The sequence below is a fragment of the Streptomyces mesophilus genome, from assembly GCF_011044995.1.
Taxonomy (GTDB): Bacteria; Actinomycetota; Actinomycetes; order Streptomycetales; family Streptomycetaceae; genus Streptomyces; species Streptomyces mesophilus.
The window spans coordinates 30,788-49,023 of the sequence record NZ_JAAKZW010000015.1; the positions used below are offsets into that span (position 1 = coordinate 30,788).

18 protein-coding genes are annotated in these 18,236 nt (G+C 70.7%); 7 read left to right on the top strand and 11 right to left on the bottom strand.

Features of this window, described 5'->3' with window-relative positions:
- Nucleotides 1-12: 12 nt before the first annotated feature.
- From G6045_RS07375 to G6045_RS07385, 3 genes are read right to left on the bottom strand one after another with little or no spacing between them, the layout of a single operon-like run.
- Complete coding sequence (locus tag G6045_RS07375) at nucleotides 13-759, bottom strand: maleylpyruvate isomerase family mycothiol-dependent enzyme (RefSeq protein WP_165331013.1); 747 nt, start codon at nucleotides 757-759, stop codon at nucleotides 13-15.
- Nucleotides 760-796: 37 nt separating this feature from the next.
- Nucleotides 797-1,618 carry an aminoglycoside 6-adenylyltransferase gene (locus G6045_RS07380; RefSeq protein WP_165331014.1) on the bottom strand — a complete coding sequence of 274 codons (822 nt, stop codon included), beginning with the start codon at nucleotides 1,616-1,618 and terminating at the stop codon, nucleotides 797-799.
- 14 nt (nucleotides 1,619-1,632) lie between these two features.
- Entirely contained in the window at nucleotides 1,633-2,472 is an 840-nt protein-coding gene (locus tag G6045_RS07385) for an alpha/beta fold hydrolase (RefSeq protein WP_165331015.1), read from the bottom strand.
- 141 nt (nucleotides 2,473-2,613) lie between these two features.
- Between G6045_RS07385 and G6045_RS07390 the strand changes: the two genes are divergently transcribed.
- Nucleotides 2,614-3,042 carry an STAS domain-containing protein gene (locus G6045_RS07390; protein ID WP_165331016.1) on the top strand — a complete coding sequence of 143 codons (429 nt, stop codon included), beginning with the start codon at nucleotides 2,614-2,616 and terminating at the stop codon, nucleotides 3,040-3,042.
- 21 nt (nucleotides 3,043-3,063) lie between these two features.
- Here G6045_RS07390 and G6045_RS07395 read toward each other — a convergent pair whose 3' ends face one another.
- Both G6045_RS07395 and G6045_RS07400 read right to left on the bottom strand, forming a co-directional pair.
- Entirely contained in the window at nucleotides 3,064-3,831 is a 768-nt protein-coding gene (locus G6045_RS07395) for an SGNH/GDSL hydrolase family protein (RefSeq protein WP_165331017.1), read from the bottom strand.
- Nucleotides 3,824-4,393, bottom strand: coding sequence for a PadR family transcriptional regulator (locus G6045_RS07400; protein ID WP_165331018.1), 570 nt, complete (start codon nucleotides 4,391-4,393; stop codon nucleotides 3,824-3,826). The genes G6045_RS07395 and G6045_RS07400 overlap by 8 nt, the downstream gene beginning before the upstream one ends.
- Nucleotides 4,394-4,491: 98 nt before the next feature.
- Between G6045_RS07400 and G6045_RS07405 the strand changes: the two genes are divergently transcribed.
- Together G6045_RS07405 and G6045_RS07410 are read left to right on the top strand one after the other, a co-directional pair.
- Nucleotides 4,492-4,923 carry a nuclear transport factor 2 family protein gene (locus tag G6045_RS07405; RefSeq protein WP_165331019.1) on the top strand — a complete coding sequence of 144 codons (432 nt, stop codon included), beginning with the start codon at nucleotides 4,492-4,494 and terminating at the stop codon, nucleotides 4,921-4,923.
- Nucleotides 4,924-4,986: 63 nt separating this feature from the next.
- Entirely contained in the window at nucleotides 4,987-5,955 is a 969-nt protein-coding gene (locus tag G6045_RS07410) for an endonuclease/exonuclease/phosphatase family protein (protein WP_165331020.1), read from the top strand.
- A gap of 53 nt (nucleotides 5,956-6,008) precedes the next feature.
- Here G6045_RS07410 and G6045_RS07415 read toward each other — a convergent pair whose 3' ends face one another.
- The 3 genes from G6045_RS07415 to G6045_RS07425 are packed head-to-tail and all read right to left on the bottom strand — an operon-like array spanning nucleotide 6,009 to nucleotide 8,805.
- Complete coding sequence (locus tag G6045_RS07415; protein WP_206343359.1) at nucleotides 6,009-6,542, bottom strand: cupin domain-containing protein; 534 nt, start codon at nucleotides 6,540-6,542, stop codon at nucleotides 6,009-6,011.
- Nucleotides 6,536-7,762: a cytochrome P450 gene (locus G6045_RS07420; RefSeq protein ID WP_328707685.1), complete on the bottom strand. Its 1,227-nt coding sequence runs from the start codon at nucleotides 7,760-7,762 to the stop codon at nucleotides 6,536-6,538. The genes G6045_RS07415 and G6045_RS07420 overlap by 7 nt, the downstream gene beginning before the upstream one ends.
- Nucleotides 7,759-8,805: a type III polyketide synthase gene (locus G6045_RS07425; protein WP_165331021.1), complete on the bottom strand. Its 1,047-nt coding sequence runs from the start codon at nucleotides 8,803-8,805 to the stop codon at nucleotides 7,759-7,761. Before G6045_RS07425 ends, G6045_RS07420 begins: the two co-directional genes overlap by 4 nt.
- A 157-nt stretch (nucleotides 8,806-8,962) precedes the next feature.
- Between G6045_RS07425 and G6045_RS07430 the strand changes: the two genes are divergently transcribed.
- Both G6045_RS07430 and G6045_RS07435 read left to right on the top strand, forming a co-directional pair.
- Complete coding sequence (locus tag G6045_RS07430; RefSeq protein WP_328707686.1) at nucleotides 8,963-11,206, top strand: arylsulfatase; 2,244 nt, start codon at nucleotides 8,963-8,965, stop codon at nucleotides 11,204-11,206.
- Between the two features lie 116 nt (nucleotides 11,207-11,322).
- Nucleotides 11,323-13,386, top strand: a complete 2,064-nt coding sequence (locus tag G6045_RS07435; protein WP_328707687.1) for an MDR family MFS transporter — start codon at nucleotides 11,323-11,325, stop codon at nucleotides 13,384-13,386.
- A gap of 49 nt (nucleotides 13,387-13,435) precedes the next feature.
- Here the strand turns inward: G6045_RS07435 and G6045_RS07440 are convergent, their stop codons facing one another.
- Nucleotides 13,436-14,215: an AraC family transcriptional regulator gene (locus G6045_RS07440; RefSeq protein ID WP_328707688.1), complete on the bottom strand. Its 780-nt coding sequence runs from the start codon at nucleotides 14,213-14,215 to the stop codon at nucleotides 13,436-13,438.
- Nucleotides 14,216-14,383: 168 nt separating this feature from the next.
- Here G6045_RS07440 and G6045_RS07445 point away from each other — a divergent pair, with 168 nt between their 5' ends.
- Nucleotides 14,384-15,085: an alpha/beta fold hydrolase gene (locus tag G6045_RS07445; RefSeq protein WP_165331025.1), complete on the top strand. Its 702-nt coding sequence runs from the start codon at nucleotides 14,384-14,386 to the stop codon at nucleotides 15,083-15,085.
- 5 nt (nucleotides 15,086-15,090) lie between these two features.
- Here the strand turns inward: G6045_RS07445 and G6045_RS07450 are convergent, their stop codons facing one another.
- Nucleotides 15,091-15,978 carry a bifunctional helix-turn-helix transcriptional regulator/GNAT family N-acetyltransferase gene (locus G6045_RS07450; protein WP_165331026.1) on the bottom strand — a complete coding sequence of 296 codons (888 nt, stop codon included), beginning with the start codon at nucleotides 15,976-15,978 and terminating at the stop codon, nucleotides 15,091-15,093.
- Nucleotides 15,979-16,083: 105 nt separating this feature from the next.
- Between G6045_RS07450 and G6045_RS07455 the strand changes: the two genes are divergently transcribed.
- Nucleotides 16,084-16,947 (top strand): hypothetical protein, encoded by an 864-nt coding sequence (locus G6045_RS07455; protein WP_235967663.1) that lies wholly within the window; start codon nucleotides 16,084-16,086, stop codon nucleotides 16,945-16,947.
- A gap of 60 nt (nucleotides 16,948-17,007) precedes the next feature.
- On the opposite strand, the gene G6045_RS07460 is transcribed toward G6045_RS07455, so the two are convergent.
- Nucleotides 17,008-18,222 (bottom strand): cytochrome P450, encoded by a 1,215-nt coding sequence (locus G6045_RS07460; protein ID WP_165331027.1) that lies wholly within the window; start codon nucleotides 18,220-18,222, stop codon nucleotides 17,008-17,010.
- Nucleotides 18,223-18,236 lie beyond the last annotated feature (14 nt).

Sequence of the window (18,236 nt, forward strand, 5' to 3'; positions counted from 1 at the left end):
ACGACCGGGCGACTACTGGCCCTTCACGGGTGGCTGGGGCCAGGGCGGCGGTTCGGGCAGGGGCGCCGACGTCAGGATCTGCGCCACCGAGGACAGGCTCTGCGCCGGGACACGGCCCGCGAGCCAGCCGAGGAGCAGCCGGGACGGGCCGGCCACGACCGGTCCGTCCGGGGAGATCTCCCAGCGTACGGAGAGGTCGGTGGCCTCGACGGCGGTGACCGGGAAGTTCCGGGACCGCAGGGTTTCCAGAGTGTCGTCCAACGCCCACCGCACGTATGGGGCGGGCCACTTGTCGTTGACGTAGCCGATGCCCAGGTCCGTGTGATGGGTCTCCAGTTCGCGCAGACAGCGCAGCAGCGTATAGCGGGCCGTGTGCTGCCAGCCGCCTCCCGAGGTGACCTCGCGCTCCCAGTCCTGCGGGGTCAGCGACCGCGCCCGGGCGATGAACTCCTCGGCGCCCTCGCACAGTTCGCGTACGAGGACTGGCCCCGGCAAGGCAGCCGTTTCCTCGACGGGGCGGCTGTACGCGGCGGTGGTCCGGTCAAGAACCCCCGCACCCCGCTCGGAACTCGCCGCACCGCTCAGGATGCGGATGTACGCACCGAGGGCCTGTGCCACATGCGCGATCCCGTAGGCCCGCGTCCATCCCGGGAGCGCCGCCGGGGCTCGCAGCTCCTGCTCGCCGAGCGGACTCACGGCCGCGACGAGTCGTTCGGCCGCGCCCTCGGCCAGATCGATCGCCTGCTCGGTGCTCAGCATCAGGCCCCCGCCCTCGAATCAACGCTGTACGTTCAGCTCAACTCTGTCCGTTCAGCCGATCAGCGATCTTGTCATGGAGCCGCTCGGGAACCTGGCAGCCCCACCGCCGTGCCGCCTCGGCGGCCAACTGCCGGGTCCAGGCCCAGCTGTTGCGGGCCGCGTCGCGCAGGGCCGCTTCCTCCAGCGGGGCCGTCGTCTTCGCGTAGCGGGCGATGTCCTCGGCCGGCAGGTCCTGTTCCAGGGCGCGGCTGGGGGTGAGCCAGTGGGTAGTGCTCTCCCGCAGGACGCGCAGCAGCTGGAGCTGCTGAGGCGCGATCATCGCGGTCAACAGATTGTGCGCGCGGGCCAGTTCGCCGCGGGCGAGGATATGGGCGAGGGCCAGGGTCCAGTTGGTGAGTTCGTCGATCCGCTGCTGCGCGGTGACCGCGGCCTCCGGTTCCCGGCGTTCGGCCAGGACGCGTGCGGCCTCGGTGAGACGGCCGGTGCGGTCGAGCAGGACGGCCGCCTCGGGGCGCGGCAGGTGGACCAGGCCCGCCCAGCCGGGGACTTCTTCGATCCCGGTGCTCGCCGCCGTCAGATGGAACTCGCCGCGCATCAGGTCGTCGAAGACCACCGCGAGGATGCCGAACATGTTCGTGTACGCGAGTTCCAGCGGCGCGAGCCGGCCGAGGAAGGCTTCGCCGTCGAAGGTGTCGAGGTGTTCGTCGCGGACGTACAGATAGGCCTCGATGTCCGAGTGCTCGTCCGCCTCGCCGAGGGTCCACGACCCGTAGAGCAGGACTCCTTCGAGGCGTTCGTCGGCCTCGGCGAGCTCACGGAGAAGGGCGATGCGTTCGTCGAGCGCTGCGTGCTGGGGCATCGGCGAGTGGTTCCTTACGCGAGGAAATCGGATACGGCGGCGACGAACAGCTCCGGATCGTCGAGCCAGGGGAAGTGGGCGGTTCCGGGCTGCTCCACATAGGCGGCGGCCGGGAAGAGGTCGGCGAAGGTCCGCACCGCGGCCGGCGGCGCACCCGGGTCGACCTCGCCGGCGAGCAGCAGCACCGGTGCGTGCAGGGCGCTCAGTGCCGCGCGGGTGGCGTCCGGCTGGAAGGCACCCTCGCTGCCGTAGACGGCCATCGCCTCCGCGTTGCGCTGCACGGCTTCGCGGGCGTGATGCGCACGGGCCGCCTCGTCCCAACGCCCGTAATGGAACGGGGCGATGGCCTCCCAGTGCTCCGGCTCGGCCTTGCCCGACGCAATGGCCTCGAAGGCCGCGTACGCTTCCGCGAACCACGGCTCGTCGCGGCGCCGCAGCACGGAAGCCCGGCGCTCACCGCCGCTGGGCGGCAGTCCCACGGCGAACATGCCCGGAGTGATGAGCAGCAGCCGCGCGATGCGCTCGGGGTGCCGCGCCGCGTACAGGCTCGCGAGGTTCGCCCCGCCCGAGTGACCGAGCAGTTCGACCGTCTCCAGGCCCAGGTGCTCGCGCAGCGCCTCGACATCGTCGACGAGCCGGTCGCAGCGGTACGTCGCCGGGTCCTGGGGAACCGCCGAGTCGCCGGTGCCCCGCAGATCCAGGGTGATCAGCTGACGGTGCCGGGTGAGGCCGCCGAGGTCGCCCAGGTAGGCGGAGGCCTGCATGCCGCCGGGCAGACAGATCAGCGGCCGGCCGCTTCCCTGGGTGTGAAAGGCGAGCTTGGTGCCGTCGTACGCGGCGAAGGTGGCAGTCATAGGCTCCGAGCCTCTCAACCTTGATCGGCGCGGGCAAACGGGTTTTCCGCACGGTGGTACGTATCCCCGCTCCGCGGGGAATGCTTCCCCTCGGACGGGGAACCCGCAGCTCAGCCGGTCCGCGCCCCGGAGCGAGGTGCGATGCACACACCATCCGAACCACCCCACCTGACGATCACCGAACTCGCCTGGGGCGAGGACAGCGCCGTGCTGCGCGTAAGCGGCGAACTCGACCACTCCGGCGAGGACTTCTTCCTGCGCACCCTCGGTTCCGTGATCGAATCCGGGCGCCAGCATGTGGTGCTCGATGTGACCGCGCTGGTGTTCTGCGACTCCCGCGGCCTCAACTGCCTGCTCGCGATCAGCTGGCTGCTGCAGCGCCGCCATGGAGTGCTGCTGCTCGCGGGCGTCGGGCGCCGTCTGGCCCTGCTGCTCGCCGGCACGGGCAGCGCCGAGGTACTGCCCGTGCACTCCTCGGTGGGCCGCGCCCTGGAAACACTGCCGCCACGCCACCGTCCGCCCTGGCCACCGCTGCGGCCGGGCGAGGAGCACCAACTGGACGCCGGCTGACGAAACTCCTGGGTCGGCCCCTCAGATCACCGGCAACAGCTCCGGCCGCTTGGCCACCCGGCCGTCTCCCGAGGATCTGCCGCGCAGCCGGCGGCCGAGCCACGGGCCGAGGAAGCCGCCCGCCCAGCGCAGCTCCGCACCCCAGCCGCCCACCGGACCGGCCACGGGCGGCAACGCCTGCGTCCACGCATCGCTGCTGCCGGGGAGCGCAAGGGCCTGGGCGAGCGACGCGGCGATCCGTTCATGGCCGAGCGGACTGGCATGCAGCCGGTCCGCGCACCACAGCCGGGCGTCCGTGACCACCTCGTGCACATTGGTCTCGGCGAGGCTCACGCCATGCCGCCGGGCCGCTTCCCGTATGCCGGCATTGAGCGCCACGACCCGGCCGCCCAGGGGCTTGGCCAGCGGGACGATCCGGGTGATGTCCGGGAAGGTCACGGTCGCCACCCGGGCGCCCTGAGCGGTGAGTGCGGCGAACATCGCGTCGAGATGGCCGACCACCTCATCGGCGTCGAACTTCGGCCGCAGCAGATCGTTCACGCCGGCCACCACCGTCGCGACATCGGGCTTCAGCGCCAGCGCCGCATCGAGCTGCAGGGCGCGGACCTGTCCGGCCAGACGTCCTCGTACGGCCAGATTGGCGTACAGGAACTCGGAGTTGAGCCCCGCGAGCTGCTCGGCGAGCCGGTCCGCGAAGCCCCGCAGGCCAGCGATGTCGTCGCCGTCGCCGACCCCCTCGGTCTGACTGTCACCGAGCGCCACATACCGCCCGTACACGATGTCACTCATGCCGCCCCCCACTCTTACGTGCCTCCAGAATCCCGGCGATGCGCTCGCACCACTCCAGATAGCCCTGCTCGAAGACCAGACCGCCGAGACAGGTCAGATACGGGCCGATGCGCTCGCCGCCCCGCAGGAACTCCTCCTCGCCAAGCCCCTTGCGGAACTTGAGCAGGAGCGACTCGAAGAGCTCGATCTTCGCCCGGGCGAATGTCGCCCGCTCGCGCAGCTGGGCGATCACCGGCGCCGTGTCCACGAGATCGCTCGACTGCACCTTGACCGCGAGGTCGTCGCGGAGCATCGAGGGCTTGGCGGAGGCCGCGGCGAAGCGCTCCAGTTCCGCGAGACCTTCGTCGGTGACCTTGAACAGGCGCTTGTTGGGCCGGGATTCCTGCACCACTTCGCGGCCGGCCACGAGCCCGTCCGCCTCCAGCTTCGCGAGTTCGGCGTAGAGCTGCTGCGGCAGCGCGTGCCAGAAGTTGGCCACGCCCAGGTCGAAGGATTTGGCGAGCTGGTAGCCGCTCAGCTCCTCGTCGAGCAGCGCCGCGAGCACCGCATGGCGCAGAGCCATATCGCTCCCTCTCCCTCTGTTGCAGTCACCACCCGTCATGGTACTCAAGAATCTGACTATTCCTATACGTGAGTATGCACACGAGCATGGAGGACCCCATGGCCCAGTCGACCCCGTTCCGCGCCGCCGTCGAGGCGGGCGATCTCGCCGCTCTGGAAGCGCTGTTCACCGAGGACGTCCGGCTGTACAGCCCGGTGAAGTTCCGGCCGTTCGAAGGCCGCGAGATGGTGCTCGGGCTCTTCGGGGTGCTGCTGCGCACCTTCGAGGACTTCCACTACGTGGGCGAGCTCGAGGGCGCCGCCCGTACGAACGCCGACGACGAAACCGCCCCGGCCGAGGCCCTGTTGTTCCGTACGGTCGTCGACGGCAAGCAGGTGCACGGGATGGATCTGCTGCAGTTCGACGAGGACGGGAAGATCAAGGAGTTCACGGTGATGGTGCGGCCGCAGTCGGCGGCGCAGGCCGTGCAGCAGGCGGTGTACGCGGGCCTGGTCGAGGCGGGTCTGGCGCCGACGCCCGCGCAGGCCTGACCGGGGCCGGTCCGGCGGGTAAATGGCTGAGGGCCGGGCGGCCACGGCGCATAGGATCACGCGATGGATTCCAGCGTCATAGCGCGTGCCCGCCGGATCGACTGGCGCGCCCAAGTGCGCCGCCCGGCCCGCACCACCCTGCTGCTCACGCTGTTCTGCCTGGTCACCGCGCTGGTCATCGCCATCCCCGCGGTGCTGCCCAACGCCGGGCCGCGGCTGGGGAGCTTCGTCGAGACCTTCCGCCCGTGGCTCGGGCTCGCGGTCCTGCCGGTGCTGCTTTTCGCCCTGATCCGCCGCTCCCCCGCCGTGGCCGCGTCGGCCCTCGTACCGGTCCTGGTCTGGCTGGAGGTCTTCGCCGGGTGGTCCGGCGAGGAGTCGTACGACATCGAAGTCGTGCAGCACAACGTGAGCGACACGCACGCCGATCCGGCCCGCCTCGCCCGTCATCTCCTGCACAGTCAGGCCGAGTTGATCGCTCTGGAGGAGGTGACACCGGCCGCTCGCGAGGACTTCCGTGGCGTCCTGGAAGACACCTATCCGCACCATGCCCACATCGGCACCGTCGACCTCTTCTCCCGCCACCCGCTGAGCGATGTGCGCCGGGTGGACCTGCGGCCGCCGGGGATCCCGCAGGGCTGGGAGCGGGGTCTGCGCGCGACGGCCCGGCTGCCGCAGGGCGAGACGGCCGTGTACGTCGCCCATCTGCCGTCCGTACGGTTCCGGGCCACCGGCTTCGGGACGGACCTGCGGGACGCGAGCGCCCGGCTGCTCGGCGAGGCACTCGACCGCGAACCCCTGGAGCGCGTGCTGCTGCTCGGGGACCTCAACAGCACCACGGACGACCGCGGTCTCGACCCCGTGCTCGACCGGCTCGACGCCCCCGACGAGCGGTTCGCGTTCAGCTGGCCGAGCTCCCTGCCCGTGGCCCGGATCGACCAAGTGCTCGCCAAGGGCGCGCGCGTGGTCGACGTACGGACGCTGCCCGACACCGGCAGCGATCATCTGCCGATCGCGGCACGCATCAAATTCTGACGAAGCGGATCACATTCCAGGTCTCGGGCGCGCATCGGATTCCGAACCACGGATCACGCGTGCCGCAGCGGTGTCAGCTGCTCGATGTCGTACCGCGCCCGCAGCTCGGCGATCGCCGTGTCGTCCACCGGTGCGCCCGAACGCAGGAGTTCGAGGAGTTCCTCGAAGTAGCGCTCGTGGTCGGGCGGCGGCGACGCCTGGAAGAACATCTTCGCCGGGGTGTCCGTGCGGTTGGCGAAGGCGTGCGGGCAGCCGGGCGGAACGACGATGACCGTGCCCGGCGTTGCCCGTACCGTTCCGGCGCCGCTGAGCGAGCGCCAGTCGCGCCAGTCGTCGGGCGTACGGACGAGGGGTTCGAAGGCCAGGATGTCCAGTTCGCCGTCCAGGACGTAGAACAGTTCCTCGCTGCGGGTGTGCCGATGCGCGCCCACGTCGAACCCGGGCGGCACGACCACCTCGAAGCTGGACGCGACGCTGGAGTGCTCCCCGGTCACCTTGAAGGTCACCTCGTGCGCCGGCACCTGCAGGGTGCGCCCCTGCCCGGCCGGAACGAGCAGACCGTCGCGCGGGATCGCCGCCGTCACCAGGTCACCGGCAATCCCTCGGGGCCGCGGATCAACGCGCCGGGGCGCCAGCGCAGTTCGTCCACGGGGACCGCGAGCGTCAAGTCCGGGAGACGGTCGAGCAGGGTGGAGACGAGCAGTTCGCACTCCAGACGGGCGAGCATGCCGCCCACGCAGTAGTGCGGTCCGTGCCCGAAGGCCACATGCGGGTTGGGTGAGCGCGTGAAGTCGATCGTGTCGGGGTCGGGGAAGACCTCCGGGTCCCGGTTCGCCGCCAGGTAGGAGACGTAGACCGCGTCGCCCGCCGCGATATCCACGCCGCTGACCGTGACGTCCTCCAGGGCGATACGGGACAGGCCCACGGAGTTGCGGTGCGGGATGTAGCGCAGGAGCTCGTCGATGGCGCCCGGGCGCAGGCCGGGGTCCGTGCGCAGCCGGTCCCACAGTTCGGGGCGGCTGAGCAGCAGATAGACCATGTTTCCGGTGTTGTTGGTGACGGCTTCGCCGCCGATCTGGATCAGGAGGGCGAGGCCCACGGCCTCGGACTCGCTGATCTCACCGCGTGCGACGGCGGCGGCGAGCAGGCTGGTGACGTCCTCGCCCGCGGGCTGTGCACGCAGCCGTTCGGCGAAGTACCCGCACATGGCGCGCTTGGCCTCTTCGCTGCGCTCCGCGCCCTCGGCCGAGGACAGGATGCGCACGGTCCACTCGTGCATCCGCGGCCGGTCGGCCTCGGGGACGCCCATCACCTCGCACACCACGGCCAGCGGGAACGGTGCGAGGACCCGCTCGGTGAGGTCCGCCGGCGGACCCTCGGCGAGCAGCGGCTCGATCAGCTCGTCGAGCATCTCCTGGGCGCGGGCACGCAGGCGCTCCACTCCCCTGCTGGTGAACGCCGGGGCGACCGCGCGGCGCAGCGTGGTGTGGTGCGGCGGGTCCTGGACGCCGACGGCTTCCTTGCTCGGGATGAAGTGCGGTGCGAGCCGGGTGACGTCGCGGTCCATGACGGCGGCCCGGCCGAACCGCGGGTCGTTGGTGACCGCCTTGACGTCCTCGTGCCGGGTGATCAGCCAGGCCCAGCCCTCGCCGTGCGGCAGCCGGATCCGGGCGACCGGGCCCTCCCCCATCAACTCGGCGAGTACCGGGTCGAATTCGGTGCCCTTGAGCTCGGGCGCCGGCCACTCCCGTACGGGAGGAAGTCCGCCCGTGTCCGAGGCCGCCGGCCGTCCCGTGACGGTGGTCACCGCGACCACCTCCCCAGGGACATCTCGGCGGTGATCCCGGGACCGAATCCGGCGAGCATTCCGGTGGCCGCCTCGTGGGCGCCGCCCTCGTCGAAGAGCCGCCGCAGCGCGTCCAGGACGACGGCGCTGGCGATATTGCCGTACTCGGTGAGCGTGGCCCGGCTGAAGCGAAACGCTTCGGGGGCGACGCCGAGGTACTTGCTGAGGTCGTCGAGGATGCGCGGGCCGCCGGCGTGGATGATGTAGAAGTCCAACTGGGCGGCGTCCCAGCCGTGTTGACCGGCGATCTCCTTGAGCGCCGGGGCGAGCGGCTCCATGGTGCCGGGCACGCGCTTGTCGAGCTGGAAGTGGAATCCGGTGGCGCGGACCTGGTAGGAGATCCAGTCCTCGGTGTCGGGCACCAGGTAGGAGGCGTTGCGTTCCAGGCTGATGCCGGTGCCTCCGGTGCCGCGGACGACGGCGGCCGCGATGCCGTCGCCGAAGAGTCCGTTGGAGAGCAGATTGCCGACGCCGAGATCGGCGGGCTGGTAGCACAGCGAGCAGAACTCGCAGCAGACGATCAGCGCATTGGCCTTCGGGTAGGCCGTGCAGAAGTCGTGGGCCCGGTTGACGGCGGCACCGCCGGCGGCGCAGCCGAGCTGGGCGATGGGGATCTGGCGGGTGTCGCTGCGGAACCCCATGCGGTTGATCAGCCAGGCCGTCATCGACGGCATCATGAAGCCGGTGCAGGACACGTAGATGATCACGTCGACGTCCTGGGCGCGGATTTCGGCGTCCGCGAGCGCCCTGCGTATGACCTCAGGGACGCGCCGCTTGGCCTCGGCCTCGTAGACGGCGTTGCGGGCCTCGAATCCGGGGTGGCGCAGCGTGTCCTCGATCGGCTGGACGATATGCCGCTCCTTGACCCCGGTGTTCTCGATCAGGCGCAGGGCGAGGTCGAGTTGGGGGTGGTCGGCGTGCAGTTCACGCGCCAGCTCGAGGGTCTGCTCCATGGTGATCACGTGCTCGGGTACGGAGACCGCCGGTCTGCAGATCGTCGCCATGGGAGGGCCCTTCTGTGTCGCCGAGGTGCGCGAGATGCGTGCACTCACCATCTCCCCCGGCCCCGGGTCGGCCCCCAGTTCAACTGGGCCGAACCGGTGACGCGCCCGGCCGCACATGGCTCTTGTCTTGTCCGCCCCTAAGGCCCACACTGCCGCCGTGCACCGGCCTGAGAGCGCCCCGCGTCCCGCCCCCGGCTCCCCCGACGTCGTGGTGATCGTCCTCGACGACCTCGGGTTCGCCCAACTGGGCTGCTACGGATCCGACATGGCGACCCCGCACATGGACCGCCTGGCCTCGGGCGGGCTGCGGTTCAACCGCTTCCATGTCACCGCGATGTGCTCCCCGACCCGGGCGAGCCTGCTGACCGGCCGCAATCACCATGCCGTGGGCATGGGCTTCCTCGTCGACCTGCCGATCGCGTATCCCGGCTACACCGCCCGGCTGCCGAAATCCGCGGCCCCGCTGCCCCGCGTCCTGCGCGATGCCGGGTACTCGACGCTGGCCGTCGGCAAGTGGCATCTGACCCCGCGCTGGGAGCGGACGGCCTCCGGGCCCTTCGACCGCTGGCCGCTGGGCTACGGCTTCGAGCGGTACTACGGCTTTCTGCAGGGCGACACGAACCATTGGGCGCCCCATCTGGTCCGCGACAACCACTACGCCGAGCCGCCCGCGGGCCCCGATGAGGGCTACCACCTGAGCGAGGACCTGGCCGACAGTGCGATCCGGATGATCCTCGACCAGCACCAGGCGACCCCCGACAAGCCGTTCTTCCTGTACTTCCCGCTCGGCGCGATGCACGCCCCGCACCATGTCGCGCCCTCATGGACCGAGCGCTACCGCGGCCGTTTCGACCAGGGCTGGGAGCGCTGGCGCGAGGAGACCTTCGCCCGGCAGGCGGCAGCGGGCGTCGTACCTTCCGGGACCACCCTGTCCGAGCGCCCGCCGTGGATCCCCGACTGGCGTGAACTCCCGGCGGACCAGCGGCGGTTGTTCTCCCGTATGCAGGAGGTGTACGCGGGGTTCCTCAGCCACACCGACGCGCAGATCGGCCGGCTCCTGGACTTCCTGGAGCGGATCGGACGCCTGGACAACACCCTGGTGCTGCTGCTCTCCGACAACGGGGCGAGCGCGGAGGGCGGGCAGCTCGGCACCCCCAACGAGCACCGCTTCACGGCCCGTTCGGGTGACACCGTGGAGGCCAATCTCGCCGCGTACGACGACTGGGGCGGGCCCGCCACGTATCCGCACTACGCGTGGGGCTGGGCCTGGGCGGGCAATACGCCGCTGCGGCTGTGGAAGCGCTACACCTGGCTGGGCGGCACCCGTGCGCCACTGATCGCGCACTGGCCGCGCCGGATCCATGAACAAGGCGCGCTGCGGGGGCAGTTCGCGCACGCCGTGGACCTGATGCCGACGATCCTCGACGCCTGCGGGGTGGCGCGGCCCGGGCAGGTGGACGGAGTGGAGCAGGAGCCGTTCGACGGGCGGAGTCTGTTGGACGTGTTCGACGATCCCGAGGCGCCCGCGCCGCGCGGCACGCAGTACTTCGAGATGCTGGGGTCCCGGTCGATCGTGCACGACGGCTGGAAGGCCACCACCGACCATGTCTCGTACGGGGTGACGGACGAGGAGCGGCTGCTGCCGGGCAGCCGGGACTTCGCGGCCGACCGCTGGTCCCTGTTCCGCTTCGCCGAGGACTTCTCCGAGGCGCACGATCTGGCCGACGAACACCCGGAGGTTGTGCGGGAGTTGGCGGCGCGCTGGGACGCGGAGGCGGCCGCGAACCAGGTGCTTCCGCTGGACGACCGGATGCAGGAGCGGCTCAGCGCGATGATCGGTCCTGCCTGGCCGCTGCCCGACCGGGGGGTGTATCTGCCGGGCGGCTCGCCCGTGCACGACGAGGCGCTGCCCCTGCTCTTCGGCGGGTTCACGCTCACCGCCGACGCCGAGGTGCCGACGGCCGGCGCGCGGGGGGTGCTGTGCGCGCTCGGCGATCTGACCGGCGGCTTCGTCCTGTACGCCGACGACGCGGGGCGGCTCACCTTCGCCTGCTCACGCGCCGGGGACCTGGACCGGGTGGCGGCACCCGAGCCGCTCGCGCCCGGCCGGCAGTCAGTCGGCGTCCGCTTCGACGCCGCCACGGGCACGTATGCCCTCCTCGTGGACGAGAAGGAGGTGGCGGGCTGCGCACTCGGCGGCCCGTTCCCGTTCACCTTCCAGCACGGCGGTACGGGGCTGTGCGTCGGGCGGGACCGGGGACTGCCGGTGGAGGACGGCTATCGGCCGCCGTACCCCTGGACCGGGGTGCTGCATCAGGTGGTGATCGAGACGCCGCACGGGCGGCGTGCCGCTCGGCGCGCCCTCAAGGACGAGATCGAGGCGGCGATCCACGCGGACTGAGGGCCCGGCGTGAGGGGAGCGGCCGGCCCCGCAGCCGTCTGCGCCGACCGCGTCCGGGTCGCCTGTTCGGCCTACCGCGCATGCACCCGCCTGCCGCCCCCACGACAGTGACAGGTGTGACCACAGCTACCGAGTCCGCAGCCCCGGCGTCCGCGCCCCCGGTGCTCGACAACCGGACGAAGAACATCGTCTTCGTGACGATCATGCTGGGCGTACTGCTCGCCGCACTCGACCAGACCATCGTGGGCACCGCGCTGCCGACGATCGTCTCGGATCTCGGCGGCGGCGCGCATATGTCGTGGGTGGTCACGGCGTATCTGCTCGCGGAGACGGTCTCGACGGTCCTGGTCGGCAAGTTCGGCGACCTCTTCGGCCGGAAGATCGTCTTCCAGGTGTCGGCGATCGTCTTCATCCTCGGCTCGTTCCTGTGCGGCCTCGCCGGGAACATGCTGATGCTGGTGCTCTTCCGCGGTATCCAGGGCATCGGCGCGGGCGGTCTGATGGTGACCGCGATGGCCCTCATCGCCGATGTGATCCCGCTGCGCGAACGCGGCAAGTACCAGGGCGCGATCGGCGCGGTCTTCGGCGTCTCGACGGTCATCGGACCGCTGCTCGGCGGCCTGTTCACGGACCATCTGTCGTGGCGCTGGGCGTTCTACGTGAACGTGCCGATCGCCATCGCGGTGGTCGTCGCGGCCGCGCGCACCATTCCCAGCGTCCGCTCGGCCGCGAAACCCGCGATCGACTATCTCGGTATCGCCCTGGTCGCGGTCGGTGCGAGCGCCCTGATCCTGGCGACGAGCTGGGGCGGCAACGAGTACGCGTGGAGCTCGGGCGTCATCATCGGCCTGTTCGTCGGCGGTGCCCTCGCGCTCGCGGCGTTCGCCGTGGTGGAGACCCGCGCGGCCGAACCGATGCTGCCCATGCGCCTGTTCAGCAATCCTGTCTTCACGGTCTGCTCGGTGCTCAGCTTCATCGTGGGCTTCGCGATGCTCGGCGCGATGACGTTCCTGCCGATCTATCTCCAATACGTGGACGGGGACTCGGCCACCGTGTCGGGCGTCCGCACCCTGCCCATGGTCCTCGGCCTGCTGATCGCGTCGATCTTCAGCGGCAACGTGGTCAGCAAGTCCGGCCGGTACCGGATCTTCCCCATCGTCGGCTCGGCGGTGATGACGCTCGGCCTCTTCCTGATGTCGCGGATGTCCGCCGACACCAGCGCGTGGCTCGAGTCCCTGTACATGTTCGTGCTCGGCGTCGGCATCGGCCTGTGCATGCAGGTCCTGACCATCGCGGTGCAGAACACGGTCGAGTACGCGGATCTGGGCACCGCCACGTCGGGCGTGACCTTCTTCCGTACGCTCGGCAGCGCCTTCGGCACGGCGGTGTTCGGCACCATCTACGCCAACACCCTGGAGCCCAACCTCAAGGAAGGCATCACGGCCGCCGCACAGCTCGGCGCCGATCCGGCGCAGGCCGCGCAGGCGGCGGAGAGTCCCCAGGGACTGCACCGGCTGCCCGCCGAACAGGCCGCCCCGATCATCGAGTCGTACGCGGAAACGGTGCAGACCGTGTTCCTGTGGACCGTGCCGGTCGCGGTGCTCAGCTTCCTCGTGGCTCTGTTCCTCAAGGAGGTCAAACTGCGGGACTCCGCACGCTCCTCCTCCGCCGACATGGGCGAGGGCTTCTCCTCGCCGGCCGCCAACGCGGACTCGCGGCGGCTGCTCGAACTCTCCGTCGGCAAGGTCTTCAAGACCAAGGGCCTCTCCGACGCCCGCCAGGTGGTGGCCTCTTCGGACACCCGCCTCGACATGGCGGGCGCCTGGGCGGTGATGCAAGTCGCCCTGATGACACGGATGGTGGGCCATGCCAGCCTCGGTCTGATCGGCTCGACCAAGAAGGTGCCGCCGGAGGTGCTCCTGCCGGTGTACGAGCGCATGGTCGACGAGGGCTATCTGACCCGCGAGGGCAGCTATCTGTCGCTGACCTCGGCCGGTGAGCGGGAGGCCGAGACGATCGGCCGGGCATGGTCGCAATGGTTGGGCGACCAGGTGGAGGCCGACCTGGGCCGGCCCGCGGGCCCCGAACTGCGGGCGGCCGTGGACACGATCGCCAAGCGGCTGCTCGCGGAGGATCTGCAGCAGGCACTGCCGCAACCACAGGCGGCGGGGGTCGGCTAGCCGACCAGACTGCTGGGGTCGGCCGGCCGTCGCGGTTGCCGCGTCGGAGTCAGGAGCTGTCCGCCGCACCGTGACGTCCGGCCCGATAGCGGCCCGGGGTGCTGCCGATGAGGTGCGTGAAGGCGGCGATGAAGCCGCTGGGATTGGCCCATCCGCAGGCGTGGGCGGTGTGCGTGATGTCGTGACCCTCGGCAAGGAGCACGAGGGCGTGGTGGATGCGCAGTTGGGTGCGCCACTCGTAGAAGGTCATCCCGAGTTCGTTGCGCATCAGCCGGCTGAGGGTGCGCGAGCCGGCGCCGATCGTCCTGCCCAGCTCGGCCATCGAGGAGTTGTCCTCCGGCGTTTCGGTCAGCACCCTCGCCATGGCCCGCAGGCGATCGTCCCGAGGTTCCGGCAGGTACAGCGGCTGCTCCTGTGCCTCTCTGAGTTCGTCGACCAGGACGCGCAGGAGCCGGGCGCGGGCAGAACGGCTGTAACCCGGCTCCGTGCCCCCGTGGTGATGTGGTCCTGACAGAGCAAGGACGACCTCGCGCGCGAGGCCGGTGGCGAGGAACACCGCCGGCCGGTCCGGCAGACGCCCGGCCAGGGACGGCGCGAGGAACACGACGCGCATGTCCGTGTCCCCGTGGGCGCGGTGCCGGTGCGTGCTTCCGGCGGGGGTCCACGCGATCCGGTTGGCCGGGACGACGGAGGTGCCGCGGTCGGTGTGGACCGTCAGCACACCGGTGGCCGCGTACACCAGATGCCCCCGCGCGTGCGACTGCACCGAACTGGAGCCGCCCGACGGCCACAGGTGCTGTCCACCGGACGGCCAGACACGCGACGTCACCCCTGCGGGTTCGGATGCTTGGCGGCCAACGGGCATAACGCGGCAGCCTATTGGTGGCACGCCATGCCAGGGAAGTGGTGACCTGGACCGACTCCGGAACCGAGGGTGTTCCGGAGCGCTCCGAAGTGGCACCACATCCGGAGATGGAGATGGAGAAGGAGATGGGTGATGGCGACGTTCGTCCTGGTCCCTGGCGCGTGGCACGGTGGTTGGACTTTCGAGGCGGTGACCCCTTTGCTGGAACGTGCCGGGCACACCGTCCACGCCCTGACCCTGACGGGGCTGAGGCCGGACGACGACGATGCGACGGTCGCGAGCGCCAACCTCGATACGCACGCCGACGACGTCCTGAGCCTCTTGGGCCGCACCCGGATCACCGACGCGACGCTTGTCGGTCACAGCTACGGCGGGATGGTGATCTCGGCCGCGGCCGACCGTGCGGGCGGCCGTGTCTCGCGACTGGTGCATCTCGACGCCTACGTTCCGCGTGACGGCGAATCGTGCTGGTCTTTGACCACCGACGGCTACCGGCGGTCATTCGTCGAGGGTGCGGCGGACACGGGGTACGCCGTCCGTCCCCCGTTCCGGGCCCCGCACGGCGGCGACCCCCGTCGCCGTCCCCACCCCCTGGCCTCCGTCGTGCAGTCGATCCGGCTCACCGGCGCCGTCGACCGTGTGCCCCGGCGCGAGTTCGTCTACTGCTCGGGCTGGGCGGACGGCACTCCCTTCACCGCACTCCGCACCCGCCTGCAGGCCGACCCGGAGTGGCACGTCCATGACGTCCCCACCGGTCACAACGCGATGCGGGAGGCCCCACGTGCCGTCGCCGAGCTGCTGTTGCGAGCAGCACCGAGCGACACGTCGGCCTGATACGGCTAGCCGTCGAGCGGCTTCTCGAACCAATGGTGCGCGTAGTACTCGTCGTTGAAGGCCGGGACCTCCTCGTAACCGGCCGACCGGTAGAGCGCGATCGCCTCGCGGAGCTCCCCGTTGGTCTCCAGACGCACCGACCGTGCACCGGAACGCACCGCGTACGCCTCGAGTTCGGCCAGTAGCCGGCGGCCGAGCCCGAGGCCGCGGGCCGACTTCGCCACCCACATGCGTTTGATGTACGGCGGCTCGTCCCCGCCGAGGTGAATGCCGCCGCACCCGACGGGCTCCCCGTGCAGGCGCGCCACCACGAACACCCCGTGCGGTGGCCCCAGGACACCGGCATCGGGCACCGCGCTCAGCGCGGCATCGAAGCCCTCCTCGAAACGTTCGCTCAGCTCGTCGAAATACGCCCCCAGGCAGGCCACGGAATCGGGATGCGCCGGATCCAGCTCCTCCACGCTCACCGTCCCCGCGGTGAGCAGCCGGTCGACCTCGGCCATGGCGGCGGTGAGCCGGGTGCGCTGCCGCTCGTTGAGCGAGGTGAGGATCAACTCGGCCAGTTCGTCGCTGCGTTCGTCGAGTACGGCTCGCTCCTTCCGCCCGGCCGCCGTGAGCCGTACGGTGCGCACCCGCCGGTCGTGCTCCTGCGGCTCCACGGTCACCAGTCCGTCCCGCTCCAGGGACCGCAGCAGCCGGCTCACGTATCCGGAGTCGAGCCCGAGCCGGTCCCGCAGCCGCCGCACATCCCGCCCCTCGGCTCCGATCTCCCACAGCAGCCGGGCCTCACCGACGGGACGGTCCGTACCGAGGAAGTGGTCGTGCAGCACACCGATGCGTTCGCCGACGGTGCGGTTGAAGCGCCGGACTTGGGCGATTGATTCAGCATCCATTCTCTGACTTTAGTCAGAGACTTCTGCGGAACGCAGCCCAATTGCCGGAATCGGAGGCACACTTGGCCGAGCGGATCGAGCGGATCGAGGGGAACGGGGTGGGGAATGGGACGACGTCTGCTGTGTACCGCCGCAGCACTCCTGGCCCTGGCCCTCACCTCGTGCAGCGAGAGCCCGGGCGACCTCACGGTCGAGGGTTCGCCGCCGGCGTCGCCGTACGACGGGCCGCTGGATCTGCCGGTCAAAGAAGTCCCGGACGAGGACCCGGACGACGCGTACACCCCCATCCAGTCACTCGGGTCGGCGGGCCGCGCCCTGGAGTGCGACTGGGAGGTCATGAGCGGCGGCAAAGGCGACCGGTGGAGCAAGTCCGACGGTGGCGGCACACCCGAGGACGGGCTCCGCCTCTACTTCGAGATCTACCAGCCCGGCCTCCCCACGTCCGGCTATCGGATCGAGCGCAAGGAGAAGGGGCGCGTTCTCTTCTCGTACGACGTGCGGGGCCGCACGAAAGTCGCGGTGATCGTCGCCAAGGACCAGCCGAGGCGGCCAGGTTGGGGTCCCGACACCTCGGCACACTGCGATGTCGCCGAACTCCCGGAGAGCTTCACCGACGACATGGCCGACGACATCTGGCACGACCTGGACGGACGGCGCGTACCGACGGCGATCATCACCAGCAGCGAGGGCTCCGGCCACTGCGACTGGCAGCGGGCGCACTTCCTGGAGTTGGGTTCGGGTATGAAACGTGTCCTGTACGCCCGCGACCCGCATACCGTCCTGCCGGACACCATGCTGATCTCCCGGTACGAGAAGGATGTCGAGCTGCCCGCCGACGCGAAGGACAGCGGCTACCGCCTGGACGACTGGCAGTTGTGGCGCACGGACAGCAAGTCCGCCGTGTATGTGCGCACTTCGGACGCCGTGGAGAAGTGGCCCGCGGTACGCAAGGGGATGGCCTGCGCCTGACCGCGCGGCGTCATCTGCGCGCGCCCCGCGGCGCCGGCCGCACGAACGGCAACTCGCGCCCTACGCCCCCCAGCCGACGGGCAGCGCTTCGGGGCCGCGGATCAGGGCGTTGCGGCGCCAGGTGACCTCCTCCTGCGGGACCGCCAGGTGGAGTCCGGGCAGGCGGTCGAGGACCGTGTTCATCAGGAGGTCGATCTGGAGGCGGGCGAGCAGTCCGCCGGTGCAGTAGTGGGTGCCGAAGCCGAAGGAGATGTGGGGGTTGGGGCTGCGGTCGAAGTCGATCTCCTCGGGGGCGGGGAAGACGTCGGGGTCGCGGTTGGCGGCGAGGTAGGAGACGTAGACCGGCTCGCCGGCCTTGATGCGGTGGCCGCGCAGGTCGAGGTCCTCGGTGGCGATCCGGGCGAGGCCGACCGCGCTGCGGTGCGGGATGTAGCGCAGGAGTTCGTCGAGGGCCCCCGGACGCAGGGAAGGGTCGGCCGCGAGACGGGAGAGCAGCGCCGGGCGGGTCATCAGCAGGTACAGCATCTGGCCCGTGTTGTTGGTGACGGCCTCCCCGCCGATCTGGAGCGGCCCGGCCACACCGGCGGCCTCCTCGGCGGTGAGTTCACCGCGGGCCACGGCCGCGCCGAGCAGCGACAGGATGTCCTCGCCGTCGGAGTCCTTGCGCGTACGGATCGCCTCGGCCAGCCAGGCGTAGAGCTGCTCCTTGACCTGGCCGGTGGTGCGCGGGTCGGCGGACGGGAACACGATCTGGTCGGTCCACGCCGTGAGTTGAGCCCGGTCCGCCGGCGGCACCCCCATGGCCTCGCACACCACCGCGACCGGGAACGGTGCGAGCACCCGTGCCACGAGGTCGGCGGGCGGGCCCTCGTCGAGGAGCGCGTCCATCAGGCCGTCGAGCATCGGCTGCGCCTTGACCCGTACGCGCTCGACGCCCGCAGCCGTGAACGCGGGGGCCACGACGCGCCGCAGCCGGTGATGGTCGGCGCCGTCCGCGAAAGCGAGGGATCCGGGCTTGGGCTTGAAATGCGGGGCGAGCCGGGTGATCTGACGCTCGGTCACGGGTCCACGGACGAACCGCGCGTCGTTGGTGACCATCCGCACATCCTCGTACCGGGTCACGAGCCACGCCCAGCCCTCACCGTGCGGCAGCTTGATGCGGTGCACAGGACCGGCGTCCATGAGTTCACCGAGCACCGGGTCGAAGTCCATGCCGGTGAGATTCTGCGCGGGCCACTCGCGTACCGGGAGTGCTGCGGGGGCGTCGTCGATCATGGCGGGCTCCGTCC